This window comes from Lachnoclostridium sp. An118, assembly GCF_002160985.1.
GTDB classification, from domain to species: domain Bacteria; phylum Bacillota; class Clostridia; order Lachnospirales; family Lachnospiraceae; genus Claveliimonas; species Claveliimonas stercoravium.
In genome coordinates, this window is sequence record NZ_NFLQ01000001.1 from 108,427 (window position 1) to 132,769 (window position 24,343).

At 57.4% G+C, this 24,343-nt stretch carries 24 protein-coding genes and 1 pseudogene; 21 read left to right on the forward strand and 4 right to left on the reverse strand.

Features of this window, described 5'->3' with window-relative positions; all coding sequences use genetic code 11:
* The 21 genes and pseudogenes from B5E62_RS00500 (at window position 1) to B5E62_RS00595 (ending at window position 19,828) form a co-directional block, all read left to right on the forward strand.
* Window positions 1-1,272, forward strand: a complete 1,272-nt coding sequence (locus tag B5E62_RS00500) for a sensor histidine kinase (RefSeq protein ID WP_087172822.1) — start codon at window positions 1-3, stop codon at window positions 1,270-1,272.
* Window positions 1,273-1,369: 97 nt separating this feature from the next.
* Window positions 1,370-2,053: an ABC transporter ATP-binding protein gene (locus B5E62_RS00505; RefSeq protein WP_087172823.1), complete on the forward strand. Its 684-nt coding sequence runs from the start codon at window positions 1,370-1,372 to the stop codon at window positions 2,051-2,053.
* Entirely contained in the window at window positions 2,050-4,401 is a 2,352-nt protein-coding gene (locus B5E62_RS00510; RefSeq protein ID WP_087172824.1) for an ABC transporter permease, read from the forward strand. Before B5E62_RS00505 ends, B5E62_RS00510 begins: the two co-directional genes overlap by 4 nt.
* A gap of 97 nt (window positions 4,402-4,498) precedes the next feature.
* A pseudogene (locus B5E62_RS00515) lies at window positions 4,499-4,927 on the forward strand (MFS transporter); the annotation flags it as partial.
* 172 nt (window positions 4,928-5,099) lie between these two features.
* Complete coding sequence (locus B5E62_RS00520) at window positions 5,100-5,684, forward strand: helix-turn-helix transcriptional regulator (protein ID WP_087172826.1); 585 nt, start codon at window positions 5,100-5,102, stop codon at window positions 5,682-5,684.
* 56 nt (window positions 5,685-5,740) lie between these two features.
* The gene (locus B5E62_RS00525) at window positions 5,741-6,403 is read left to right on the forward strand and encodes a GOLPH3/VPS74 family protein (protein WP_076777940.1); all 663 of its coding nucleotides are present in this window, start codon (window positions 5,741-5,743) and stop codon (window positions 6,401-6,403) included.
* A 195-nt stretch (window positions 6,404-6,598) separates the two neighbouring features.
* The gene (locus B5E62_RS16850) at window positions 6,599-6,748 is read left to right on the forward strand and encodes a hypothetical protein (protein ID WP_162610234.1); all 150 of its coding nucleotides are present in this window, start codon (window positions 6,599-6,601) and stop codon (window positions 6,746-6,748) included.
* Between the two features lie 20 nt (window positions 6,749-6,768).
* Window positions 6,769-7,467, forward strand: coding sequence for a hypothetical protein (locus B5E62_RS00530; RefSeq protein WP_052083981.1), 699 nt, complete (start codon window positions 6,769-6,771; stop codon window positions 7,465-7,467).
* A gap of 63 nt (window positions 7,468-7,530) precedes the next feature.
* Window positions 7,531-8,058 carry a helix-turn-helix domain-containing protein gene (locus B5E62_RS00535; RefSeq protein ID WP_076777938.1) on the forward strand — a complete coding sequence of 176 codons (528 nt, stop codon included), beginning with the start codon at window positions 7,531-7,533 and terminating at the stop codon, window positions 8,056-8,058.
* Window positions 8,059-8,061: 3 nt separating this feature from the next.
* Complete coding sequence (locus tag B5E62_RS00540; protein ID WP_087172828.1) at window positions 8,062-8,652, forward strand: GNAT family N-acetyltransferase; 591 nt, start codon at window positions 8,062-8,064, stop codon at window positions 8,650-8,652.
* A gap of 4 nt (window positions 8,653-8,656) precedes the next feature.
* Window positions 8,657-9,490 carry an HAD family hydrolase gene (locus B5E62_RS00545; protein ID WP_087172829.1) on the forward strand — a complete coding sequence of 278 codons (834 nt, stop codon included), beginning with the start codon at window positions 8,657-8,659 and terminating at the stop codon, window positions 9,488-9,490.
* Window positions 9,491-9,541: 51 nt separating this feature from the next.
* On the forward strand, window positions 9,542-10,393 hold the full coding sequence (locus B5E62_RS00550; RefSeq protein WP_087172830.1) for an MBL fold metallo-hydrolase: 852 nt from the start codon (window positions 9,542-9,544) through the stop codon (window positions 10,391-10,393).
* A complete protein-coding gene (locus tag B5E62_RS00555; RefSeq protein WP_087172831.1) occupies window positions 10,374-11,081 on the forward strand; it encodes a LytR/AlgR family response regulator transcription factor in 708 nt (235 codons plus the stop codon). Before B5E62_RS00550 ends, B5E62_RS00555 begins: the two co-directional genes overlap by 20 nt.
* 4 nt (window positions 11,082-11,085) lie before the next feature.
* A complete protein-coding gene (locus tag B5E62_RS00560; protein ID WP_087172832.1) occupies window positions 11,086-12,435 on the forward strand; it encodes a sensor histidine kinase in 1,350 nt (449 codons plus the stop codon).
* 73 nt (window positions 12,436-12,508) lie between these two features.
* Window positions 12,509-13,294, forward strand: coding sequence for a polysaccharide deacetylase family protein (locus B5E62_RS00565; protein ID WP_087173019.1), 786 nt, complete (start codon window positions 12,509-12,511; stop codon window positions 13,292-13,294).
* A gap of 123 nt (window positions 13,295-13,417) precedes the next feature.
* Window positions 13,418-14,161: a tRNA threonylcarbamoyladenosine dehydratase gene (locus tag B5E62_RS00570; protein ID WP_087173020.1), complete on the forward strand. Its 744-nt coding sequence runs from the start codon at window positions 13,418-13,420 to the stop codon at window positions 14,159-14,161.
* A gap of 23 nt (window positions 14,162-14,184) precedes the next feature.
* On the forward strand, window positions 14,185-15,507 hold the full coding sequence (locus tag B5E62_RS00575; RefSeq protein WP_087172833.1) for a replication-associated recombination protein A: 1,323 nt from the start codon (window positions 14,185-14,187) through the stop codon (window positions 15,505-15,507).
* 128 nt (window positions 15,508-15,635) lie between these two features.
* On the forward strand, window positions 15,636-16,589 hold the full coding sequence (locus tag B5E62_RS00580) for a CPBP family intramembrane glutamic endopeptidase (protein WP_087172834.1): 954 nt from the start codon (window positions 15,636-15,638) through the stop codon (window positions 16,587-16,589).
* 128 nt (window positions 16,590-16,717) lie between these two features.
* Window positions 16,718-17,482, forward strand: a complete 765-nt coding sequence (locus B5E62_RS00585) for an ABC transporter ATP-binding protein (protein ID WP_033125358.1) — start codon at window positions 16,718-16,720, stop codon at window positions 17,480-17,482.
* On the forward strand, window positions 17,479-19,434 hold the full coding sequence (locus tag B5E62_RS00590; protein ID WP_087172835.1) for an ABC transporter permease: 1,956 nt from the start codon (window positions 17,479-17,481) through the stop codon (window positions 19,432-19,434). Before B5E62_RS00585 ends, B5E62_RS00590 begins: the two co-directional genes overlap by 4 nt.
* 49 nt (window positions 19,435-19,483) lie before the next feature.
* Window positions 19,484-19,828, forward strand: a complete 345-nt coding sequence (locus tag B5E62_RS00595) for a cupin domain-containing protein (RefSeq protein ID WP_076777928.1) — start codon at window positions 19,484-19,486, stop codon at window positions 19,826-19,828.
* Between the two features lie 81 nt (window positions 19,829-19,909).
* Here the strand turns inward: B5E62_RS00595 and B5E62_RS00600 are convergent, their stop codons facing one another.
* Genes B5E62_RS00600 through B5E62_RS00615 form a run of 4 tightly spaced genes read right to left on the reverse strand, consistent with a single transcriptional unit; the run spans window position 19,910 to window position 24,137 of the window.
* The gene (locus B5E62_RS00600) at window positions 19,910-20,884 is read right to left on the reverse strand and encodes a DUF4340 domain-containing protein (protein ID WP_087172836.1); all 975 of its coding nucleotides are present in this window, start codon (window positions 20,882-20,884) and stop codon (window positions 19,910-19,912) included.
* 15 nt (window positions 20,885-20,899) lie between these two features.
* Entirely contained in the window at window positions 20,900-22,282 is a 1,383-nt protein-coding gene (locus tag B5E62_RS00605; RefSeq protein WP_087172837.1) for a GldG family protein, read from the reverse strand.
* A gap of 15 nt (window positions 22,283-22,297) precedes the next feature.
* Window positions 22,298-23,164: an ABC transporter permease gene (locus B5E62_RS00610; protein WP_087172838.1), complete on the reverse strand. Its 867-nt coding sequence runs from the start codon at window positions 23,162-23,164 to the stop codon at window positions 22,298-22,300.
* The gene (locus tag B5E62_RS00615; RefSeq protein WP_087172839.1) at window positions 23,148-24,137 is read right to left on the reverse strand and encodes an ABC transporter ATP-binding protein; all 990 of its coding nucleotides are present in this window, start codon (window positions 24,135-24,137) and stop codon (window positions 23,148-23,150) included. The genes B5E62_RS00610 and B5E62_RS00615 overlap by 17 nt, the downstream gene beginning before the upstream one ends.
* Window positions 24,138-24,343: the final 206 nt, after the last annotated feature.

The window sequence follows — 24,343 nt, forward strand, 5'->3', positions numbered from 1 at the left end:
ATGAGAGGGATTTTGGAGGAAAGACAGACGAGGAGCTACCTGGCATTTATCCTCCTTCTGGCGGCGGCCATGGTGGCGGCAGCCTGTCTCCTTGGATGGAGGCAGACAGACCGGATGAGGGCCCTTTATTTCCAGTGGGAGGGCAGGGTCAGCTCCGGCCTCCTCGGGGAGGGGGTGGAGCCTGCGGTCATTGCCAGAGCCTTTGCCGGGACAGAGGTGACAGCGGAAGGAGAGAGGTTCCTTTTGCAGGCGGGCTACACGGAGGAGACCACGCCCCTCTGGCTTTTGCCGGACCTCTATGAGGCGGGGGTGAGGCAGGTGGGAGGACAGGCCGCTGTTTTTGGCGGACTGTCCCTTCTGCTGCTTATGGGGACCCTTCTCTTCCTGGGACGGAGGCAGCGGCTCTATGAGAGGGCGGCGGAGGTGATGGGAGAGTACGCAGGGGGAAATTTCTCCCGTCATCTGCCGAGAAATGAGCGGGGGACCCTGTTCCAGATGTTCGCCTCCGCGGAGCAGCTTGCCACGGCGCTGCAGGCCAGGAGCCAGGCCAGGCAGGCGGAAAAGGAGATGATGAAGGAGACCCTGTCCGACATCTCCCACCAGCTGAAAACCCCTCTGTCCGCTCTTTTCATGTACATGGAGATCATGGAGGGAGAGCCGGAGGAGCCCTCCGTGGTGCGGGAGTTTTCCGGGAAGGCCCTGAAGGCACTGGAGCGGATACAGGAGCTCATCCAGACGCTCTTAAAGGTGGCCCGGTTGGACGCAGGGGCGGTGGCCTTTGAGAAGGAGGACTGGCCTGTGGGCCAGCTTGCCGGAGAGGCGGCGGAGCAGCTTCTTGACAGGGCCCGCAAGGAAGAAAAGCAGCTCCTCCTCCAGGGGGAGGAACGCTCCCATCTGGTCTGTGACAGGTCCTGGATGCGGGAGGCACTCTCCAACCTCATAAAAAATGCCCTGGACCACACGGACCCGGGCGGCATCATCCGGGTGCGGTGGGAGGAGTCCCCGGCCATGCTGCGGATCTTCGTGGAGGACAACGGCCACGGCATACCGCCGGAGGACATCCATTTTATCTTCCGGCGCTTCTACAGGAGCAGCCGCTCCTCTGACAGGGAGGGGTGCGGGCTTGGGCTTCCCCTGGCAAAGTCTGTCATAGAGGGGCAGGGAGGCGTGATACAGGTGGAGAGCCGGCCCGGCCGGGGGAGCCGGTTTATCATCTCCTTTCCGGGCTTTGGGACAGAGGCCGCGTCCGGCGGGCAGGTGACGAAACTGTAAGCTCATATTCATCTGGCTGTAAGGCTAAGGGAGTAGGATATCTACTGTAAAAGGAAGGAGCCGGCCTGGCCGGCGCCGGATAAGGAGGACAAAGACAATGGAACTTTTACGTGTAGAAAATCTCAGCAAGACATACGGGAAGGGGGAAGCGGCGGTCCGGGCCCTGCGGGACGTCTCCTTTTCCATGGAACGGGGGGAGTTCGCCGCCGTGGTGGGAGAGTCCGGCTCCGGCAAGAGCACCCTTCTGAACTGCATCGGCGGGCTGGACGCTCCCACAGGGGGAAAGGTGTACCTGGACGGGGAGGACCTTTTCTCTATGACAGAAAACAAACGGACTATCTTCCGCAGGCAGAATATCGGTTTTATCTTCCAGTCCTTCCATCTCATCGAGGAGCTGGACGTGGAGCAGAACATTATTTTCCCCCTGCTTTTGGACTATCGGAAGCCAAAGAAGGGGCAGGTGGAGGAGCTTTTGGAGCTGCTGGGGCTCACAGAGAGACGCCACCATCTGCCGGGGCAGCTCTCCGGCGGGCAGCAGCAGAGGGTGGCCATCGGCCGGGCCCTGGTCATGCGCCCCATGCTCGTGCTGGCGGATGAGCCCACAGGCAATCTGGACTCCAGGAGCAGCCGGGACGTGATGGACCTTCTCTGCAAGGCGTCCCGGCATTACCAGCAGACCGTCCTCATGATCACTCACAATATGAACCTGACCGCCTCTGTGGACCGGGTCATGAAGGTGTCGGACGGAGTCCTCACAGAGATGGGAGGTGTGAGGCGATGAAGAGCTATCTGGACCTGGTGAAAATTTCCGGGAAGGTACACAGGAAGCAGAGCCTCATGACAAGGATCTGCATTTTCCTGGCCGTGTTTCTCGTGGCCGCCATTTTCAGCATGGCGGATATGGAAATCCGGGCGCAGCGGATTTCCACAGTAAAGAGCGACGGGGCCTGGCATGCGGTCTTCAGGGGACTGACCCGGGAGCAGCAGGAGCTGATCGCCGCAAGGCCCGAGGTGGAGGAGAGCTCCTGGTATGGGGCTACCAACTACCGGGTGGACATGGGCTATCAGATACAGGGGACAGAGACCGTCATCTGCGGATTTGACAGGGAGTTCCTGGACCTTTACCCCTCCGTAGAGATAAAAGAGGGGAGCTTTCCTGAGGGGACGAAGGACGGTGTCGTGCTGACAGAGACTGCCGCTGACAGGCTGGGCACCGGCGTCGGGGACAAGGTCACTCTGGATACGCCGGAGGGAGAGCAGCTTGGCTTTACCGTGTCGGGCATTACGGGGGACACCTCCTCCATCCTGCAGCAGGGCGTCTACGGCATGTTCACGGACCGGGAGATTTACCAGGAGTATTTTACGAAGGACACCCAGGAGCTGGACGGGGAGTTCTACGTGTCCTTCACGCCCTGGTGCGATATCCAGGAGAAGATCAGGGAGATCAGGGATGCCTACTCCTTAAGTGACGAGCAGGTGGGGCAGAACGCGAAGCTCCTTGCCCTCATGCTGCAGAGCAGCGACCCCTACATCTTCCAGCTCTACGGGACAGCGGCAGTGCTGGCGCTCCTCGTTGTCCTGGCAGGCGTGCTGATGATATCGGGGAGCCTCAGCAGCAACATTGCCAGGAGGACCGGATTTTTCGGCATGCTCCGGTGCCTGGGTGCCCAGAAGAGGCAGGTTGTCCGCTTTGTGCGCCGGGAGGCCCTTGGCTGGTGCGTGACCGCCATTCCCCTGGGGGTGCTGGCAGGAGTTCTTGTCACCTGGGCTCTGTGCGCTCTGCTGCGGCTTGTGAGCGACAGATTTTTCGGCGATATGCCGGTCTTTGGCGTCAGCCTGCCGGGGATAGCGGCGGGCGCTGTCATTGGCCTTATCACGGTCCTGCTGGCCGCCAGGGCGCCGGCGAGAAAGGCCTCCAAGGCCTCTCCCCTCGCGGCAGTGTCGGGGAACACCGGGGAGATCACCAGGGTCAGGCGCGCGGCCAGGACGAGGTTTTTCCACGTGGACACGGTGCTTGGCATCCACCACGCAAAGGGAAAGAAGCGGAACTTCATCCTGCTGTCCGCCTCCTTTGCCTTCAGCATCCTGCTCTTTTTGTCCTTCAGCACGGCGGTGGATTTCATGCACCACGCCCTGGTGCCCCTGCGGCCCTACACACCGGACGTGTCCGTGGTGAGCGCAGACGAGACCTGCTCCATCCCGAAAGATCTGGCCCGGGAGCTTGAGGGGAAGGACTATGTAAAGCGGGTCTACGGCAGGAGCTTTGCCTATGAGCTGCCGGCGCAGACCGGCGAGAGGGCGGGCAGCATCAACCTCATCTCCCTGGAGGAGGACCAGCTTGGCTGGGCCGGGGAGGGCATTATAAAGGGAGATATAGAGAGTGTGGAAAAGGGAGACGGCGTGATGGGCGTCTACGTCAGCGAGGACGAGGGCCTCAAGCTGGGGGATGTGATCACTCTGGAGACCTCCTACGGCGTGCAGAAGCTGCCTGTCACAGCCCTCACCTCTTTCTCCATCGTGGGAACCCAGCAGGGGGTGGAGAATGTCTACTGCAGCGAGGCTCTTTTTAGCCAGCTCACAGGTCAGGACGGCTACACCATCATCGATGTGCAGCTTGCGGGAAATGCAACGGAGGGGGACGTGGAGGAAATCCGCAGCCTGGGCGGAGAGGGGACGACCTTCTCGGACCGGCGCATGGACAACGGCGAGGTGAGAGGAGTCTGGTACTCCATGGTCATCTTTGTGTACGGTTTTCTGGCTGTCATCGCCCTCATCTCCATGTTCAACATCATCAACAGCATTGGCATGAGCGTGGAGGCCAGGATGAAGCAGTACGGGGCCATGCGTGCCATCGGCATGAGCAGCGGGCAGCTCATTAAGATGGTGGCGGCGGAGGCGCTCACCTATGTGCTCTCGGGCATGCTCCTTGGCTGTGTTGTGGGCCTGCCCCTCCACAGGCTGCTCTACCAGTCCATGATCACCTCCCGCTGGGGAGATGAGTGGCAGATACCGGGAACAGCCCTTGCCGTGATACTGGCGGTGATGGCCCTCTCCGCAGTGCTGGCAGTGTGGGGCCCTGCAAGGCGGATCAGGAACATGTCCGTGGTGGACACCATCAGCGCCCTTTAGAAAAGTGCGGGGACGGGATTTTGTAAAAAGAGGCGTTTGTAAGCTGCCGTACAGCCTTTGCGCTGTACTACAGGGGTAACTTGCCAGCCCATTTGCCGGGAAGCTGTACGATGAGATTGGGATAAAGAAGATTTTTGTGGCAGGGGCTGCCGCTCTTGTCATCAGCAACATAGGCATGTTTTTCCTTTCTATGGAAACGCCTCTGTGGACCGCTGCAGCGCTGAATGTGATCCGCAACATTTCCATCGGAAGCCTGATGATGCCCCTCCTCACCTGGGGGACCAGCAATGTGCACCCCACAAAGATGGCGGACGCCTCCTCACTTCTCACTTCCCTTCGGACCATCGCGGGCTCCATCGGCTCGGCGGTCTTTGTGGGGATCATGACCATGGTGGCTGCGTCCTCAGCGGAGACCTACGGGGACAACGCCATGATGCACGGCATGAACATGTCCTTTTTCTGGATGGCAGTGGGAGCGGCAGTACTTCTGCTGATCGCGGTCTTTGCTGTCAGGGAGAAAAGATAAGATATCGCTTTTCACAGGATGCCAGGTTTGCTATAATGGGAGAGCGAATGAAGGAACTGTCGGCCGCAAAAGGGCTTTGACAGCGGGAAATCCCCGTAAAACAGGGTATGTCAAAGACTTTTGACAGACAGATCCTCTCTTTTTGACTATAGTGAAAGCGCAGGGAGAAAAAATGGAGCTTGGAAATCAGATTAAAAAGTACCGGAAGGAACGGTCCCTGTCACAGGATGCCCTGGCGGAGAAGGTCTATGTCTCGAGGCAGACCATCTCAAACTGGGAGAATGACAAGAGCTATCCGGATATAAACAGTCTGATGCTCCTCTGCGACACATTTGAAGTCTCTCTGGATCAATTAGTCAAAGGAGACGTGGAGACGATGAAGCTGAGGATGAACATGAGCGACGATGAGAGGAAAGAATTTAATCGCCTTGGAAACATTTTTGGTTTCCTTCTCCTTCTCATCGGCGTCACCCCTATTCCTCTTGTCCACTTTCTGTCCTATGTGGGAATGGGAATATGGATCGTCATCCTGCTGGCGGGCATCTATGCGGCGGCCCAGGTGGAAAAGAGAAAGGCCCGGTACGATATCCAGAGCTACAGGGAAATCGTAGCTTTTGTGGAGGGGACCACCCTGGACGAGATCGAGAAGGCGAAGGAAGAGGGGAAGCGTATCTACCAGAAGATCCTTCTGGCGGTTGGGACAGGTGTCCTTGCCCTGGCTGTCAGCCTGTTTTTCATATGGCTCCTGGGTGTATGACTCCGAAGATATATTTGATTGATTGGTCAGCAAGAAATATTTCGGAGGAAAATGAGATGGAAAGAAGAGGAATTGCACAGGAGTACTACATTCTGGCGGTGACAGACATTGGCTGCATGCCGGCCATGCACAGGGAGGAGGGCAACGCCGCTCTTGTGGCTGCAGGATTTATGGACCTCCTCATGAATGAGGTGGTGAGCATGGACGGGAAGACCATCAAGGTGGAGCGGGAGCTGCCGGACAGCCTTGAGCATCTGACAGTCCTGTACGAGTATCTGAAGAAGAAGCCCCGCACTGCTCTGAAAATGATAAGCGATTTTCTTACCTATGATATCAGCAGGATGGGGCAGTTCATAGCAGACACAGGGGCGTCCCTTTTGGGGGATCAGTCTGTAAGGGAAGAAAAGGGCGGCATGCTGGGCAATAGGACGGTGTACATCCCGCAGAAGAGCGCCAGGACCGCGCTGGCAGAGAGGCTGCGGGAGGCGGCCAGGGACGGCGGTGATATGTCCCCTGAGGACGGAGCCCTCCTGTGGATCTTGAAGAGCTCGAAGAACCTGGACCAGTATTTCTCCAAATTCGAGAGAAAGGACCTGAAAGCCAGATTAAAGGAGCTGAAGAAGGACCCTCAAAGCCTCGAAATGGGGAGGATGATCAGGTACATGAGCTCTGTGGATGACATGCTGCTCGCCTGCCTCATGGTGGGAATTATCGTGTAGGAAATAAATAATAGATCAAAGGGTACTCCTGGTTGACAGAAGATATAAGCTGATGTAAACTTGGAGTACCTTCTTTTTTGAGAAGACATTTCTTGAACCGCATCATTCAAAAAGCGGTTCCCATTCATATCTGACGTATCGGGCATATCTGCCGGATCACCCGGAAATGATGAAAAATTTATGTAAAAGTTGCGCGTGGGGAAGAAACTGTATTATACTGACAAGGAGGAGAGGGATGGAGCAGGAGAAGAGAAGACTGTCCTGGCATCCGGCTGGAGAAGAATATCGGAAGGATATTCAAGAGCTACAATATCATTGAGTACAAATCCCCGGAGGACTATCTGAGCATCAATGATTTCTACAAGGTGTACGCCTACGCCTGCCTGTATCAGTCGGACACGGACCGGGTGATGGAGGTGGACCCGGAGGAGATCACCCTGACATTCGTGTGTATGCGCTACCCCAGGAAGCTGCTGGGGCATCTGAAGAAGGCAAGAGGGATGAAGGTCAGCAGGCAGGGTGACGGGATTTACTATCTTGAGGGAGACGCCCTTGCGATGCAGCTCCTGGTGACAAGGGAGCTGTCGGAGAGAGACAATTACTGGCTGCAGCACCTGAGGGGGAACCTGAAGGAGGGCCGCGAGCTGCAGGACCTGATGGAGAGATATGAGCGGCACAGACATTCAAAGTGGTACCAGGCGGCCATGGATCTGATCGTGCGAGCCAACTGGGACAGGATGAAGGAGGAGAAGGAAATGTGCGAGGCATTGAGAGAGCTGTTTGCAGACGAGCTGCAGGAGTCGAAGGAGCAGGGAGAGGAGACAAAGCTTATCTCCTGGATCTGTGCGAAACTAAAAAAGGATAAGCCCATTTCTGCTATCATAGAAGATTTCGGGGAACTGGGAGAGCCGGAGGAGAAGGTAAGCCTCATCTGCGAGACAGCCCGCCGGTTTGCCCCGGACTATGATGTGGACGAAATCTATGCTGCCCTCGCAGAGAGAGGGAGGAGAGGGACCGGGGAAAAGCAGGTAAACGAACCGTCGGGCTGTGTATCCGGAAAATAGATCATACACAGGCTGACAAAGCCATTCTCTTAGAATATACTCTCTTTAGAAGGAGGGGATGAAATGGACGTAAAAAGGACAGGAAGCTTTATCGCGGAAATGCGGAAGGGGAAAAATATGACCCAGGCGGAGCTGGCAGCAAAGCTCCAGGTGACGGACAAGGCTGTCAGCCGCTGGGAGCGGGGCGTGGGCTACCCGGACATCACGCTTCTTGAGCCGCTGGCCGGGCAGCTTGGGGTCACAGTCCTGGACATTCTGAGAGGAGAGAAGACCTTCCCGGACAAAATGACGGGAGAGGAGACAGAACAGACAGTGGCGGAGACAGTCAGGCTGGCGGCCGTGCAGAGACGCCAGGCAGTCCGGCGCGTTATCCTGCTGGCCATCGTGATGCTGATCGGCGCTGCCATGCTCATTTGGGGTATCCTCTGGTGGACTTCCCAGCAGAGCGCCCTGAAGATCATTGCAGGGGCGGACGGGCCCTCGGCAGTCTTTGTGGCCTGGAGGGTGGAGCCGATGCTGCCGGTTGCTGTCTCGGCGGCGGGGGCTGTGCTGATCCTTGCTTCCCTGCTTATTTACAGATGGAGGAAATAGAGCATGTCAATAGAACACACGGAACCTATCCGCCTTCGCACTGCCTGTGAGGAGGACGCGGAGGCACTGCTGGATATCTACGCGCCCTATGTGGAGCACACAGCTGTCAGTTTTGAGTATGAGGTGCCCTCTGTGGAAGAGTTCAGAGAGCGTATCCGCCGCATAAGGGAGCAGTATCCGTACCTGCTTGCAGAGTCAGAAGGAGAAATCCTGGGCTATGCCTACGCCTCTCCCTTTCACGAGAGGCGGGCCTACGACTGGGCGGCGGAGACGTCCATTTATCTGCGGAGGGACAGAAGGAGACAGGGGCTTGGGAGGAAGCTGTACGAGGCCCTGGAGGAAATCCTGCGGGTGCAGGGCATTACGGATCTCTACGCCTGCATCGCCTGCCCGGAGGGGGAAGACCCGTACCTGAACGGGGACAGTATCCTGTTCCATCAGCGCATGGGATTTCGGACTGTGGGGCGGTTCCCGAGCTGCGGTTACAAATTCCACAGGTGGTACCACATGGTGTGGATGGCAAAAAATATAGGAGAGCATCGGGAAGAGCAGCCTGAGGTAAAGCCTTTTTCATCCATACGGCAAGGAGAGTGATAAGATGGATCAGACACAAGAGAAAAGACACAGGATCAAGCTCCTGGCTGTGGACATGGACGGCACCTGCCTGGATGGAAGGAGCCGCATGTCCCGGGAGACAGTGGAAGCCTTGCGGGAAGCGGCCCGGGCGGGTATCACTGTGGTGCCCACGACAGGCAGGAACCTTCACTGCCTCCCTCACCGGCTGGCGGGGGAGAGAGACATTTACCGGTATGTCATCAGCTCCAACGGGGCCGTAGTGACAGACTGCCGGACCGGAAAGGACCTGTTCCGGTCTATGATTCCAAAGGAGACGTCCCTGGGACTTCTCCGGGACTGCCGGAGGACAGGAGCCGGCATCACGGCCCACCTCCACCATGAATACCTGATACAGGGGCGGCTTCTTGTCCTTCTGGGCAGGCTGATATACGGGAAGGACGCCAGGGGCGTGTACCGTGTAAAGAGCATGGAGAGGACCATTGCAAGATCCAGGTACGGGGTGGAGGAGATCCAGTTTTATTTTCTGCGTCCCGGTGTGCGGGAACGGCTTGAAAAGCTGCTTAAGAGGACCCGGGGCCTGACCTGGGCCAGCACGTCCATATACGTGGAGGTGTTCTCCGAGAAGACGTCCAAGGGGATGGCTTTGGCCGCCCTGGCGGAAAGGCTGGGGATAAAGAAAGAAGAGACGGCCTGCATAGGCGACGGGGAGAACGACCTGCCCATGTTCCGGGCGGCAGGCCTTAAGATGGCCATGGGGAACGCCGTGCCGGAGCTGAGGGAGAAGGCGGATATCATCCTTCCATCCAACAGACGCGGCGGAGCGGCGAAGGGGATACGGCTGTGTCTTCCCCGCTGAGTCAAGCCCGGACAAGGGCAGGAAAACAGATATATAAAAGGAAGAGGACAGATGAGGATCGTAAACCTGATAGAGAACACAGAAGGCCAGCCCGGCTGCCGCTGTGAGCACGGACTGAGCTTTTACATAGAGACGGAGAGACATAAGGTGCTCATGGACACAGGGGCAAGTGATGGATTTCTTGCAAATGCCGACCTTCTGGGAATTGACCTGGGAGGGGTGGACGCGGTGATCTTAAGTCACGGCCACTATGACCACGGCGGCGGGATCCCCGCTTTCGCAAAGAAATATCCGGGGACAAGGATTTATATGCAGCAAAGCGCGGGAGGGAGCTTTTACCACCTGAAGCCGGAGGGTGAAAAGTACATCGGGCTGGAGCCCTGCATCCTGGGGCTGCCCCAGTGCGTGCTCCTCCAGGGAGACCACCGGATCGACAGGGAGCTGTTCCTCTTTTCCGGCATAGAGGGACACAGGATGTGGCCGGAGGGCAACCGGGCGCTGAAGCGGAAGGCCGGGGCGGAGTATATCCAGGACGATTTTTGCCATGAACAGTGTCTTGTGGTAAGTGAGGGAGATTTTCACGTGCTGCTCTCGGGCTGCGCCCACAACGGGGTGCTGAACATACTGGACAGATACCGGGAGATTTTTGGAGACTGGCCGGATGTGCTGGTCAGCGGTTTCCACATGAAGAAGGACAGGTATGAGGAGGCGGACCTGGAACATATCAGGGAGACGGGCCGGCTTCTTAAGGAGACGGGTATTCTCTGCTTCACAGGCCACTGCACAGGACAGAGGGCCTTTGACATGATGAAGGATATCATGGGGGACCAGCTGCGGGCCATCCGCAGCGGGGAAACGGTCCTTGATACGGAGGGGGAAAAAGATGCGGATAGCAGTATGTGACGACGAGCCTCTTTTCCTGGAGATGCTCCGGGAAAAGCTGGAGAGATACTACCGCAGCCTGGACCTGCGGATCGACGCCTTTTCCTCCGGGGAGGCCCTTGTGCGGGCTGTGGAGAGAGAGCCCTTCTGCTGGTCCCTGGTCTTCCTGGATATCGAGATGCCGGGGATGGACGGGCTGGAGGCGGCCCGGGCGGTGAGAGACGTAAATGACGCCATCCCTGTCATCCTCCTCACCAGCCACACAGAGTACGCCATGAAAGGGTACGAGGTGGAGGCCTTCCGTTTTCTTGCCAAGCCAGTGGAGGAATCGTTCCTCTTTGGGGCGCTGCGGGCTGTGGAGGAGAGGGAAAGGCGGAACAGGAGGATACAGGTGAAGGCGGACGGGAGAGAGCTTTTTATCCCTCTTGTAGAAATCCTGTATTTCCGAAGTGAGAACGTGTATCTCACCCTGTACATGACAGGCGGGAGACACTGCCTGCTCCGGAAGAAGCTTAAGGAACAGGCGGAAGGACTGCCGCCCCTGGATTTTTTCCAGATCCACAGGAGCTACCTGGTGGGACTACGGCATGTGTCCGCCTTTGACGGGCGGGAGGTGACCCTGTCAGATGGGACCCGGCTGCCGGTGAGCCGGGGGAAGCGGGCTGCTTTTGTCCAGGCTCTCTCCCGGTATATATCTGAAAAGGAGTAGGAAGATGGCGGCAGAAACAGGAAAAATCTTATACAGCCTGGCGGGAGCGGCGGAGATCCTCATAGTTCTCATCCTGATTTCCCGCTATATTTATCTGGAGCCGGTCTTTGACACCAGGAGAAAATGGGCTCTCTTCTGGGGCATTTTCCTTTTCGGCCAGACAGCGCTCTTCCTGACAGTGGGGACAGACGGGGATCTGGCGGTCTTCTGGCCCCTCGCTGTCTTCGGGGGCTACACATCGGCGGTGAGGGACAGGCACAGGGCCAGGGGGTTCTTTCTATTCCTCCCGGTGACGGGATTTCTCATCGCGCCGGCCTCCCTTCTTTTCGGTATCCCCTACGTGCTGACCGGGGTCAGGGTGAGCGATATGGGAAATTCGGAGCTGCTTTTAGACCTTCTCATCTGGGGGCTCCTGCTTCTGGCTCTCTGGAAGAGCAGAGAAGCCCGGCGCCGCTTTCGGGCGGAGGCAGCCCACAGAAGGCTGGGAAGGTGGGAGCGGAACCTCCTCCACGGCACGGGCCTTTTTCTCCTGGCCATTGGAGTGATGATCGCGGGGGGAGAGGAGCTGCCAGTCTCAGAGGAGGCGGCCAGGGGCTTTACCCTCCTTGCCAGCGTGGCTGCCGTGCTCCTGGAGGTGTCTGTGACCGCGCTCGTACAGCAGGGAAACAGGCGGTCCTACTACCAGTACATGGCAGACCTGAACCGGTCCTACCTGAGGGCGGAGCTGAAGCATTTCCAGGCGCGCAGGGAGAGCGACACAAGGCTCCGCATGTTCCGCCACGATATCCGCAATCACCTGCTGTGCATCCGGGAGCTGGCCGACAGGGGGAACTACAGCGGTCTCTCCGGCTATATCGGGGAGCTGGAGGGGCGCCTGGAGATGGCGGACACCTCCCTCCACTGCGGAAACGATATCGGGGATGCCATCCTGAATGAAAAAAATATGCTGGCAGTCCAAAGAGGCATAGAGATACGGCTGGACGGCCGGCTGCCGTCCCCCTTGCCGGTAGACGCCGCGGACATCTGCGCCCTCTTTGCCAATGCCCTGGACAACGCCCTGGAGGCCCAGCCTCACGGCGGGTGGGTCCGGGTCCGCATCCGGCAGCAGGGGCAGATGCTCAGCCTTGTGTTTGAAAATCCGGCAGGAAATGCCAGGGCGGACATACCCCTGGGGCATACGGAAAAAGAAGACGGGGAGGAGCACGGCTTCGGCCTTCTCAATATGGAGTGGACGGCAAGGAAATACCAGGGCACTCTCCGGAGGGAAATCCTGGAGCCGCCGGATGGCGGGCAGGGGGAGCGGATCTACCGCCTGGAAATCCTCCTCTTCCTTCCGGCGGAAAACAGGGCGTAAAAGGTTGCTGCCTCCGAATGTCCCGGGTGCCTCTCTCATATATATGAAGAAAAGCCCCAGGGGGAGAGGAAAGATGAAGCTTCCAGGGAAGAGGGCCGTGTTCCTTCTGTATGCCTGCGCCCTGCTCCTGCCGGTCCTGGCCGGCTCCTTCAGAGAGCAGGCCGGGGCCGGCAAAGTGACAGCGAAGACAGAGGCGCCGGTCCGGGAGACCGGCACAGGCGGCGGGACAGTGGAGACCGGTGCAGGAGGCAGGACGGCGGAGACCGATGCGGGCAGCAAGGCTGAGGCGCAGGAGGACGAAAAGTCCCGGCAGGTGGCGCTCACCTTTGACGACGGCCCCAGCCCCGACTGGACGCCAAAGCTGCTGGACGGGTTGAAGGAGCGGAATGTGCGGGCCACCTTTTTCCTCATCGGCATGTACGCGGTGCAGTACCCGGAAATCGTGGAGCGGATGGACCGGGAGGGACATCTCATCGGGAACCACACCTATCACCACGTCCAGCTGGATCTGGAGGATGAGGAGCATCTGCGCCGGGAAATAGGGGATACAGACAAAGTCATCTACCTTATCACGGGAAAGCACACAGACTATGTGCGTCCGCCCTTTGGCGTCTGGGACGAGAGACTGGAGGAGGAGCTGCAGGTAATGCCGGTCCTGTGGACGGTGGATCCGCTGGACTGGACTACGGAAAATACGGACCAGATCGTAGAAAAGGTAGTGACGGAGGCGGAGGATGGTGATATCATTTTACTGCACGACTGCTACGAGTCCTCCGTGGAGGCGGCGCTGCGCATCGTGGATATCCTCCGGGACGAAGGATTTGCGTTCGTGACGGCAGATGAGCTGGTGCTGCCCTGAGGGGCGCGCCGCTGCAGGGCGTGAGGCATGGACCGCAGGAATGCGCGGCGATATGAAAATCGGCGTTTCAGTGAAGGCAGCGCTGAAAAGCAGGGAAAAAAGCAGAAAGAAAAGGCAAAGAGGATGACAGAATTGAGAGAACAGGAATATACAGCAGATGAATTTGCAAGGACAGCGCTCCTCATAGGGGAGGAGAAGCTGCAGAAAATACGAAGCTCCTCGGTCATGGTGCTGGGGGTGGGAGGCGTGGGCTCCCACTGCATCGAGGCTCTGGCAAGGGCCGGGGTGGGGCGCCTCATCCTGGTGGACAATGACAGGGTGTCCATGACCAACATCAACCGCCAGTCCATCGCCTGCCACAGCACGGTGGGCCGGTACAAGACGGAGGTGATGCGGGAGCGGATACAGGATATCTGCCCTGAGACGGAGGTACAGACCTTTGAGACCTTTGTCCTGGCGGACAATACAGACCCGCTTTTTGCGGAGAGGCCGGACTACATCGTGGACGCCATTGACACGGTGACGGCAAAGCTGGCGGTGATCGAGAGGGCGGACAGGGAGCGGATCCCCGTCATCAGCTGCATGGGGACAGGAAACAAGCTCCACCCGGAGCTCTTTGAGATTGAAGATATAAGCCGGACCTCCGTGTGCCCCCTCTGCAAGGTGATGCGAAGAGAGCTGAAAAAGCGGGGGATCGAGCATGTGAAGGTGCTCTACTCCAAAGAAAAGCCTGTGGACGTATCAGGACGGGACACGGGGGAGGACAAGGGACAAAGGAGGAGCCTGCCGGGAAGCATCTCCTTTACGCCCCCTGTGGCAGGCCTTCTCATCGCGGGGGAAGTGGTGCGGGATATAGCAGGACTTTAGGCTGGAAAGGTGGCAGAACAGATATGGATCTATTTGAGTACGCAAGAGAACAGAATATGGACAGGGAGTCTCCCCTGGCCTCCAGGCTGCGGCCGGAGACGCTGGAGGAGGTGGTGGGCCAGCAGCACATCATCGGGAAGGACAAGCTCCTCTACCGAGCCATCAAGGCGGACAAGCTGAGCTCCCTCATTTTCTACGGCCCGCCGGGAACCGGGAAGACTACCCTTGCCAAGGTCATCGCCCACACCACGAAGGCGGAGTTCACTCAGATCAACGCCACAGTGGCGGGAAAGAAAGACATGGAGGAGGTGGTCCGCCAGGCGAAGGAGCGCCGCGGAATGTACGGCCGCCGGACCATCCTCTTTGTGGATGAGATACACAGGTTCAACAAGGGGCAGCAGGACTATCTCCTTCCTTTTGTGGAGGACGGAACCATCACCCTCATCGGGGCCACCACGGAGAACCCCTATTTCGAGGTAAACGGGGCTCTCATCTCCAGGTCCAGCATCTTTGAACTCTATCCCCTGAGTAAGGAGGATGTGAAGACCCTCATCAACCGGGCGGTCTACGACAAAGAGAAGGGGATGGGCAGCTATGACGCGGTGATCGATGAGGACGCTCTGGAATTCCTGGCGGACGTGGCGGGCGGGGACGCAAGGAACGCCCTGAACGCGGTGGAGCTGGGCGTGCTGACCACAGAGCGGTCCGCTGACGGAAAGATCCACCTGACTTTGGAGGTGGCCTCCGAGTGCATCCAGAAGCGGGTGGTCCGCTACGACAAGACCGGGGACAATCACTACGACACCATCTCCGCCTTTATCAAGAGCATGAGAGGGTCGGACCCGGATGCGGCCGTGTACTATCTGGCCAAAATGCTCTACGCGGGGGAGGATATCAAGTTTATCGCCCGCAGGATCATGATATGCGCTTCGGAGGATGTGGGAAATGCGGACCCTATGGCTCTCACCGTGGCGGTCTCCGCCGCCCAGGCGGTGGAGCGGGTGGGGATGCCGGAGGCCCAGATCATCCTGTCCCAGGCAGCGCTCTACGTGGCCACGGCCCCCAAGAGCAACTCGGCGGTGAACGGCATTTTTGCCGCCATGGAGAATGTGGGGCGCTACAAGACCACCGTGCCTGCGCATCTTCAGGACGCCCACTACAGGGGTGCGAAGGACCTGGGCCGCGGCACAGGCTACAAGTACGCCCACGATTACCCGAACCACTATGTGGAGCAGCAGTACCTGCCTGACGAGATACAGGGCACCCGGTTCTATGAGCCCGGGGACATGGGATATGAGAGGCAGATCAAGGAGCATATGAGAAAGATAAAAGGACAGAAGGACTGACAGAGGGACTGACGGGCCCGCTGCTCCTTTACACCTTTCACAACAAAAAGAGCACCATTCGCAACAGAGGATGTGTGCTCTTTTTGTCTGGGGGCTATAGTAGGGGTACAAGGAGGTAACAAAGAGAGATGAAAAAACAGGTACGGAAAATGACAAACCGCACAGCGGGCTATATTTTTTTCTACAATCTGATCATGGTAGCCGTCATGTTCGGAGCTGTCGCTATCAGGACCATCGCCATCATGGCCGGAGCCGGGTCAGAGCAGGCGGCAGACCGGGCGGTGGGGGCCTTTGGGCAGAACATGGGCTCTTTCCTGGGGATACTGAGCATCGCGGGCGTGTGCGGAGGACTTCTCTTCCTGGCCATAGCCAGCCGCAGGACAGGTCTTGTGAGGGAGGCATTCCGGAGCAGCCGAAAGATGGAGGCAGGAAATTTTATCCGGATATTCTGCGTTTTTATGGCCTGCCAGACAATCTTTACTGTGGCAGCTCTCCTGGCAGAACTGGTCCTCAATCCCTTTGGACTGACTCTTAAGAACGCGGCTGAGAGTGCCTCGGCAGTGAGCGGCGACCTGCCCATGTTCCTCTACGCCTCCCTGATAGGGCCTGTGGCGGAGGAGCTTGTATTCAGGGGATTTGTATTGAGAAGGCTGCTGGGAGGGGGCAAAGGGTTTGCGATCGTCCTGTCCGCTGTCCTCTTTGGCGCCATGCACGGGAATTTCCTGCAGGGCACCTTCGCGGTGGGAGCGGGGCTGGTCTTCGGATATGTGGCGGTGGAGTACTCCATAGGGTGGTCCATCCTGATCCATGTTCTCAACAATCTGGTGTTCAGCGACCTTCTGGGGCGGCTGGCGGGGGCTCTCCCGAAGACGGCCGGGGCGGTGCTGGAGTACGGCGTGCCGGGATTTTTCTTCCTGGCGGCCTGCGTCATCCTTGTGAAGGAGAGAGAGAAGGTCGTCTCCTGGTGGCGGCGGAACCGCCCGCCCAGGAGGTACTGGCTGTGGGCTTTCACCACCTTCTGGATGCTCCTCTTCCTCATCATGGAGACAGTGGTGGCTCTGGAGGGAGTGAGCCGGCTTTAGGGAGACAGCCGCTGTGTGACAAAAATGTAAGGTACAGACCCGGAAATGTAATATGAAAAAATGGATAGCCTGCCTTTCCTTCGGTATAATGTCTACAGAACATACGAAGAGAAAGGCAGGTTATTTTCATGGCATTACTGGAAGTGAAAAATGTAAAGAAAATATATACGACCCGGTTTGGCGGCAGCCAGGTGGAGGCGTTGCGAAATGTGAGCTTCTCTGTTGAACCCGGCGAGTATGTGGCGATCATGGGTGAGTCCGGCTCAGGCAAGACTACCCTCCTCAACATCCTGGCGGCGCTGGACCAGCCGACCGCCGGGAGAGTCTATCTGAAGGGAAATGATATCGGAAAGGTGAAGGAAAAGGAGATGGCGGCCTTCCGCAGGCAGAACCTGGGTTTTGTCTTTCAGGACTTCAATCTGCTGGATACTTTTTCCCTGAGGGACAACATTTTCCTGCCCCTTGTCCTGTCGGGAAAGAAGTATGAGGAGATGGACCGCCGCCTCCAGCCCATAGCGCAAAAGCTGGGTATCCGGGAAATCCTTGGCAAATTTCCCTACGAGGTGTCGGGAGGACAGAAGCAGAGGGCCGCGGTGGCAAGAGCACTCATCACAAAGCCCCAGCTTATCCTGGCAGATGAGCCCACGGGCGCCCTGGACTCCCGGTCTGCAGACGAGCTGCTGGGAATGTTCATGCAGATCAACAGAGACGGCCAGACTATCCTCATGGTGACCCACAGTGTGAAGGCGGCCAGCACGGCGGGGCGGGTCCTGTTCATCAAGGACGGGGAAGTGTTCCACCAGCTCTACAGAGGCAGCCTGACAAACGAGCAGCTCTACCAGAAGATTTCGGACACACTGACCGTTCTGGCTACGGGAGGTGAGAAGAGGTGAGCAGCAGGATCTACGCAAAGCTGGCGGTTACCAATATAAAGAACAACGGGAAGACCTATGTTCCCTTCATGCTGACGGCCGTGCTCACGGTCATGATGTACTACATGATGGATACTCTGGCCAGGAATGACAGCATCGGAAACAGGAATGTGACCACAGTCCTCTTCCTCACCATACCGGTGATGACCCTTTTTTCCCTCATCTTCCTGTTTTACACAAACAGCTTTCTCATCAGGAGGAGGAAGAAGGAGATCGCGGTCTACAATATCCTGGGCATGGGGAAGGGACACATCGGCAGGATGCTTACCGTAGAGACGCTGATCATATGGGCTGTCAGCCTGGTGCTGGGGATACTGGGAGGCATGGTCTTCGGGAAGCTGATGCATCTTCTCCTCCTGCGCATCCTGCAGTATGATGTGGGCATACGCTTCCATATCTCCCTGCCCTCCATCCTCTACACGGCGGTCCTCTTTACCTTTATCTTTTTCCTGACATGGCTCTACAACCTTTTTCAGGTAAAGCTGGCCAATCCGGTGGAACTCCTGCGGGGCGGCAATGTGGGGGAGAGGGAGCCGAGGACAAAGTGGCTCCTTGCTCTTGTCGGCGTGCTGGCAATGGGAGTGGGATACTATCTGGCGATCACTACGGAGCGGCCCATTGACGCCATCGACACCTTTATCGTGGCAGTCGTCCTTGTTATCATAGGCACCTACTGTCTCTTCATCGCGGGCAGCATCGCTGTCCTGAAGGCGCTCAGGAAAAAGAAAAATTTCTACTACAAGGCAAATCATTTCACAGCGGTGTCGGGCATGATCTACCGGATGAAGCAGAACGCGGCGGGGCTTGCCAATATCTGCATCCTGAGCACCATCGTGCTGGTGCTCATCTCCAGCACGGTGAGCCTTTACGCGGGGATGGAGGACATACTGGACCAGCGGTTCCCCTACGATTACTGCATCACCACGGCGGACGCCTCCGATCCGGCGACCATTTCGTCCATAGACCGGATCGTGGAGGAGGAGCTCTCTGCCCGCCATGTGGAGAAGGAGGACGGCATGTCCTACAGGTACGGCGCCACCGCCGTGCTCCGGCAGAGCGACACAGCCTTTACCAACAGCCAGACTGTGGACTACACGGTGGAGGATATACAGGAGATGTATTTTATCCCTCTGGAGGACTACCAGAAGGTCCAGGGAGACCCCACGGAGCTCGCCCCGGACGAGGTCATCCTCTTCGTCACCGACGAGGGCAGCTACGGCCGGGACACCATCACAGTCAACGGAAAAGAGCTGAAGGTGGTGAAGGAGCTGAAGGATTTCCGGCTGGAGGACAAGAGCGTGGCCCGGGTGGTCACCGGCTGGTATCTGATCATGCCGGATGTGCAGTCCATACTGGATATGGGCGTGGTGAACGGCGCTCTCCAGTACTCCACCTACTTTGATATGGGAGGCAGCCGGGAGGACTGTCTGGCGGCGGTGCAGAGCATTGCGGACCGTGTGGGCCGGGAGGTGCCCGGGGCTGTGTGCGAGAACAGGGAACTGAGCCGGGAGAACTTCTTCTCCCTGTATGGAAGTCTCTTCTTCATCGGCCTCTACCTGGGTTCCATGTTCCTCATAGCTACCGTGCTCATCATCTACTACAAGCAGATTTCAGAGGGCTACGATGACAGGGAGCGGTACCAGATCATGCAGAAGGTGGGCATGGGAAAGCGGGAGGTCAGGCGGTCTATACGGAGCCAGGTGCTTCTGGTGTTCTTCCTGCCCCTTGTGGTGGCGGTGATCCACATTGCGGTAGCCTTCAATGTCATCGACAAGCTGCTGGCCATGCTGGGACTTGTCAACACGCCTTTGTTCCTGGCCTGCACGGCGGCCACGGTGCTGGTGTTCGCCGTCTTCTATGTGATGGTCTTTGCCGTCACGGCGAGAGAGTATTATAAGATTGTCAATGAGTGAGACAGTGTGATAAAATAGTGGCAGATCAGTTCAAAGGAGGAATGTCACTATGACAAAAGCATCAGAGAGAGAGACTGTCAAGGCAGAGCATGTCAACGGCGGCGCGGGATTTATCATGAAGGAGGCCCTCATCACAGGCGAGGAGCTGGGAGAGCACTGCAAGATGTTCAGCCGCGTGACCATAAAGCCGGGCTGTGAGCTGGGCCATCACGAGCACCACGGGGAGACAGAGACCTACTACGTGCTCAGCGGCAGCGGCATGTACGACGACAATGGGAAGGCAGTTCCCATCGAGGCGGGGGATGTGACCTTCTGCAAGGACGGGGACGGCCACGGGGTGAAGAACACAGGGACAGAGGACCTGGTCTTTGTGGCCCTCATCCTGAAAAAATAACAGGAAGGACAAGATGAAAGAGGGCGGACCTGCGCCCGGGAGCTTCTCCCGGATGCGGTCCGCCCTTTGCGGTGCACACGATCATTCTTCTGTGCTGTTTCCTATGCCAAGCAGGTTGTTCAGCACATCGCTGCTCACCAGGTAAACCAGGTCGGAGTCCTGCACCTGCACGTACCTGGTGCCGTCCCCCGAGTCGCTGCCCAGGTAGAGGGTGTAGGTCAGACTGCCGCTGTCCTCCTCTTCGCTGTCCCCGGAGTCAGAGTCGGAGCTGTCGGAGGATGATTCCTGGTAGGTCAGGGTGACCGTGGTCCGGGACGCTTCGTCCAGTCCGAAGGTCGTCAGCTCCTCCGCGGTGGCGTGATAGCTGGCCAGGTCAGTGAGGGTCATGGCCCCATATCCGCCGGCGATGGTGGCGATGGTCTCGCTCTGCTCCTCATCGTCGGAGGAGTAGGTGGTTGTCTGCCCGTTCTCTGTAAATTCCGCTGTCAGAAGATTACCGCTCCCAATGGCGGGCATGGCGTCCTTCTCTACCAGCGTGTCCAGATCGTACTGGAGGACAGATACAGCCGAGCTGGTGACTGTGTAGACAGGCGCCTGGGCGCTGTCCACAGTGAGATAGTAGTCCTCATCCGCCGCGTCCCCGACGGAGAAGGTGGTGGTGTTCCCATCGGCGTCTGTGGCCTGGACTGTGTAGGCCGGACTGTCAAGCCCGTAGTCGGACAGAGCGTCCGGCTCGTCGATCTGTCTGGTGGCAGTCAGGGAGGCGTAGGTGTTTTCCATGGCGTCAATGTAGGTCTGGTCCAGGGGGATTTCCCGGTCATCTGCCATATACCAGGTGCCGTCCTCCTTCACAAAACTCATGCCTGTGCCGGTGGACTGGTCCGTGAACTGGAAGGAGGAAAGCTCGCCCAGGTCCGTGACCTGTATCTGGGAGTCCTCCCCGGAGTCTGCCTCACCCGCATCCCACTGGTAAGAGGAGAGGGCCAGGTAGATGAGGACCAGCACGATGAAAATGCCCCCCAGCAGAAACAGTGTACGGTGTTTTCTTATATCCATATCCAGATTTCCTCCTTACGCTTTTCTACGCTTCATCCATCGGCGCAGGCCGTACAGCAGGAAGACGACGGGGATGCCGACGATGGCTGCCAGACCGATGAGACCGGTGTACTGCATGGTGTTGTACTCGATCTGCAGGCTCTTGGGCTCGATGGAAAGGTTCTCTATGTCGTCAAAATTGGCAGTCACAGCGTTCATGAACAGAGTCAGGTTCTCGATATTGGTAAACTGGCTCGTGATAGTCTCGTCGATCATGGACTCTGAGCTGATGACCGTGAGCCGGCTGTCGTTCTCCGTGGCCGTGGCTCCCAGCACATAGGTCCCTTGAGTTGACTGGCCGTCCTCTGTCACAGCGTAGCCGCTGGAGGAGGTGGTCATGAAGGGGGTCAGAGTGATGGTGTCCCGGGAGGGAGTTCCCTCCACCAGCCCGTTGGCATTGACCAGGAGGACCATATCTGACTGGAGCTCGTTTGCCATGTCGCCGGACACGGAGAGCTCGGGAAAGATGTAGTAGTAGTTTCCCTGGTAGCTCCTCTGCATATCTGCAATATAGCCGCCGGCAGAGGTCAGCCCGTATGTCTCCAGGAAGGAGGCCAGGTTGGGAGTCTGGCTGACATCGCTGCCCAGGATGACAAAGAGGTGGCCGCCTCCGTCCATATAGTCCGTGAGCATGGAAACCTCGTCCTCCGACAGGTCGTTGGCCGGGGCGTCCATGAGGAGCAGGTCACAGTCCTCCGGGATGGAGGAGGCCATCATCAGGTTCAGCTCGGTCAGTGTCAGGGAGGACTTGCCCAGCAGGTCCGTGACAGAGGAGGACAGAGAGCTCTCCCCGTGGCCGGAGGTGTAGTACACATTCCTGGTTACGTCTGTGGTCACATAGTTGACGGCGCTGGACAGCTGCCCCTCTCCGTCAAACTCCGATTCAGTGGCGCTCCCGGTGGTGTAGTAGGACATCTCGTCGTAGGTGATGATATCGCTGAAGGCGACCGTCGTGCTTCGATCCGTGTCATCGCAGGATACCACGATGGTGTCGGAGTCAGCGCTGTAGGTTGTGAGAGCCGAGGGGTGCAGCACCGGGTCGATCCACTCCACGTTGATGTGGCTGGAAAGAGCGCTGTACCTGTCTATAAAGTTGCTGATGCGCTCGTCCGTGCTGCTTTTGTCAGCCAGCACCGTAAAAGTCACATCCCTGTCCAGACCGTCCAGCAGCTCCCGGCTCGTGTCCGTGATCTCGTAGATGTTGTTGGTGCTGATGTCGATCTGCCGGATCTGGCTGGGAAGCTGCCCCACAATGAGGTTGATGAGCACCACAATGGCGATAACGAGGGCGGTCAGTCCCACGCTGTAGCTGCCCTGCTTTGATGCAATACTGTTAAATGAATGTTTGATCTTATCCATGATTTTGCGTTCCTCCTAACTCCAGCGTCTTTTCTGTATGGACTGCATTGTCAGGAAGATGAAGAGCCCGATGACAGAAAGGTACAAGATGATACTGCCTGTATCCAGCAGGCTGCCGGCCACTACGTCCGTCAGAGGCGCTGTCAGATCCAGCTTTCCCAACACATCTGGCAGCAGGTTCTCATAGAGGCTGGAATCTACTGCGTAGACGATAATACCTGCGGCCAGGAAGAAGAGTTCCAGGACGCCTGCGATAACCAGATTCCCTGTTATGTGCCAGACAAGGACACTGACCAGACTTAAAAGCACCAGGAGAATGATCAGGTTCAGAAGGGCGGAAGAGGGCAGGAAGCCTAAAATTCCGTCCCACAGATAGAGGACCAGAAGCACGCCGAAAGAAGAGATGGCCGCAATGATCTGACTCTCTGTCAGGGAGGAGAGAAACATGCCGATGGATATGAACACACACCCCATCAGGAAGAACATAAGGATGCCGCAGTAGTCAGTCAGCAGATAGGCATTTCCCTGCATCTTGATTACAAGTGGATAGAGACAGAATACCAGGCTGGGGATCAGGTAGACTGTCACCATGGCCAGATATTTTCCCATAACGATCTGTCCCAGGGAAACCGGGGCTGTCAGAAGAAGCTGGTCTGTCCTGCTTTTCCTGTCTTCCGAGAAGCTCTTCATGGTGAGTACAGGGATGGCGATCAGCAGAATGAACACAAGGGAACTGAGCACATAGGAAAATATGGGATATCCGTAATTCAGGTTGTACGCCATGAAATATACTCCTGTAAAAGCAAGGAAAAAGGCGATAAATACGTAACCGATCATAGAGTGGAAATAGGAGTCCAGCTCTCTTTTATAAATTGCTCTCATCTGTTGGATCCTCCTTTGTGCTGTCATTGTTCCGGGAGGACTCTGAAGAGGTGAGCTCCAGGAAAATATCCTCCAGAGTGGTCCGGGTGTTGGCCAGGCGGAGCAGAGGAAGCTCGTTTTTGCAGAATGTCCAGAAAATATCCTCGCGGATGTCGTTTTGTTCTTTCACAGTGAGAAGAGCCTTTGTGCAGCCTGCCTCACCGGAGTCTTCGATCTGTGAGGAGAGGATGGAGGGGAGCTGCCTGATGACAGAGCCCGTCTGTTCCGGGCTGCCTTTGACGAGCAGCTCTATCGTCTCGTTCCCCTGCATCTTCTGCTCCAGGTTTTCTGGCGTGTCGCTGGCCACCAGCTTTCCCTGGTAGATGATCATGATGTGGTCGCAGACCTCCCGCACCTCGGACAGGATGTGCGAGCTTAAGATGACCGTGTGGTCCTTTGCCAGGCCCCGGATGAGCTGTCTTATCTCGATGATCTGCTGGGGGTCCAGCCCCACGGTGGGCTCATCCAGGATGATGATCTCCGGAAAGCCGATGAGGGCGCCGGCCAGCCCCACCCTCTGCCGGTAGCCCTTGGAGAGGTTCTTGATGAGCCTGTTCTTGACAGGCCCCAGGCGCACCAGGCTGATGACCTGGTCAAGCTGGGCGCTCTTGATACTCTTGTCTATGAGCTTTAGGGCAGCGACAAACTTCAGATATTCCAGGACAGTCATATCCATATAGAGGGGCGGCTGCTCCGGCAGATAGCCGATATCCTTTTTAGCCTTGTAGGGCTCAGACAGGATATCGTGACCGTTGATGAATACCTGGCCCTGGGTCGCTCCGAGATAGCCTGTCATGATGTTCATCGTGGTGGATTTCCCGGCGCCGTTAGGCCCCAGAAACCCGTATATCTGTCCTTTTTTGATGGTGAAATTCAGGTGGTCCACGGCCATGTGCGTGCCGTAGTACTTCACCAGATTCCTGACTTCGATCAAAGCGATACCTCCTTTGGATTGCGATTTTGTCCCCATTGTAGAGAGAGAATGTGTAGGAAATGTGACCAAAGTCTGAAAAATGTTTGGGCTTGTCCCTTGACAGGATGGCGTTTTTTGGCGTATAATGCACCCATGCACGAAAGAGCGCAGGCAAAGAAGTCTAACATGTCTTTGTTTGTGCTCTTTTTTTGGTAAACAGCGTGTGT

What these genes read in the sequence shown, in the direction of transcription:
- B5E62_RS00500 (WP_087172822.1), top strand. Translation starts at nt 1, where the DNA reads ATGAGAGGGATTTTGGAGGAAAGACAGACGAGGAGCTACCTGGCATTT.
- B5E62_RS00505 (WP_087172823.1), top strand. Translation starts at nt 1,370, where the DNA reads ATGGAACTTTTACGTGTAGAAAATCTCAGCAAGACATACGGGAAGGGG.
- B5E62_RS00510 (WP_087172824.1), top strand. Translation starts at nt 2,050, where the DNA reads ATGAAGAGCTATCTGGACCTGGTGAAAATTTCCGGGAAGGTACACAGG.
- B5E62_RS00520 (WP_087172826.1), top strand. Translation starts at nt 5,100, where the DNA reads ATGGAGCTTGGAAATCAGATTAAAAAGTACCGGAAGGAACGGTCCCTG.
- B5E62_RS00525 (WP_076777940.1), top strand. Translation starts at nt 5,741, where the DNA reads ATGGAAAGAAGAGGAATTGCACAGGAGTACTACATTCTGGCGGTGACA.
- B5E62_RS00535 (WP_076777938.1), top strand. Translation starts at nt 7,531, where the DNA reads ATGGACGTAAAAAGGACAGGAAGCTTTATCGCGGAAATGCGGAAGGGG.
- B5E62_RS00540 (WP_087172828.1), top strand. Translation starts at nt 8,062, where the DNA reads ATGTCAATAGAACACACGGAACCTATCCGCCTTCGCACTGCCTGTGAG.
- B5E62_RS00545 (WP_087172829.1), top strand. Translation starts at nt 8,657, where the DNA reads ATGGATCAGACACAAGAGAAAAGACACAGGATCAAGCTCCTGGCTGTG.
- B5E62_RS00550 (WP_087172830.1), top strand. Translation starts at nt 9,542, where the DNA reads ATGAGGATCGTAAACCTGATAGAGAACACAGAAGGCCAGCCCGGCTGC.
- B5E62_RS00555 (WP_087172831.1), top strand. Translation starts at nt 10,374, where the DNA reads ATGCGGATAGCAGTATGTGACGACGAGCCTCTTTTCCTGGAGATGCTC.
- B5E62_RS00560 (WP_087172832.1), top strand. Translation starts at nt 11,086, where the DNA reads ATGGCGGCAGAAACAGGAAAAATCTTATACAGCCTGGCGGGAGCGGCG.
- B5E62_RS00565 (WP_087173019.1), top strand. Translation starts at nt 12,509, where the DNA reads ATGAAGCTTCCAGGGAAGAGGGCCGTGTTCCTTCTGTATGCCTGCGCC.
- B5E62_RS00570 (WP_087173020.1), top strand. Translation starts at nt 13,418, where the DNA reads ATGACAGAATTGAGAGAACAGGAATATACAGCAGATGAATTTGCAAGG.
- B5E62_RS00575 (WP_087172833.1), top strand. Translation starts at nt 14,185, where the DNA reads ATGGATCTATTTGAGTACGCAAGAGAACAGAATATGGACAGGGAGTCT.
- B5E62_RS00580 (WP_087172834.1), top strand. Translation starts at nt 15,636, where the DNA reads ATGAAAAAACAGGTACGGAAAATGACAAACCGCACAGCGGGCTATATT.
- B5E62_RS00585 (WP_033125358.1), top strand. Translation starts at nt 16,718, where the DNA reads ATGGCATTACTGGAAGTGAAAAATGTAAAGAAAATATATACGACCCGG.
- B5E62_RS00595 (WP_076777928.1), top strand. Translation starts at nt 19,484, where the DNA reads ATGACAAAAGCATCAGAGAGAGAGACTGTCAAGGCAGAGCATGTCAAC.
- B5E62_RS00600 (WP_087172836.1), bottom strand. Translation starts at nt 20,884, where the DNA reads ATGGATATAAGAAAACACCGTACACTGTTTCTGCTGGGGGGCATTTTC.
- B5E62_RS00605 (WP_087172837.1), bottom strand. Translation starts at nt 22,282, where the DNA reads ATGGATAAGATCAAACATTCATTTAACAGTATTGCATCAAAGCAGGGC.
- B5E62_RS00610 (WP_087172838.1), bottom strand. Translation starts at nt 23,164, where the DNA reads ATGAGAGCAATTTATAAAAGAGAGCTGGACTCCTATTTCCACTCTATG.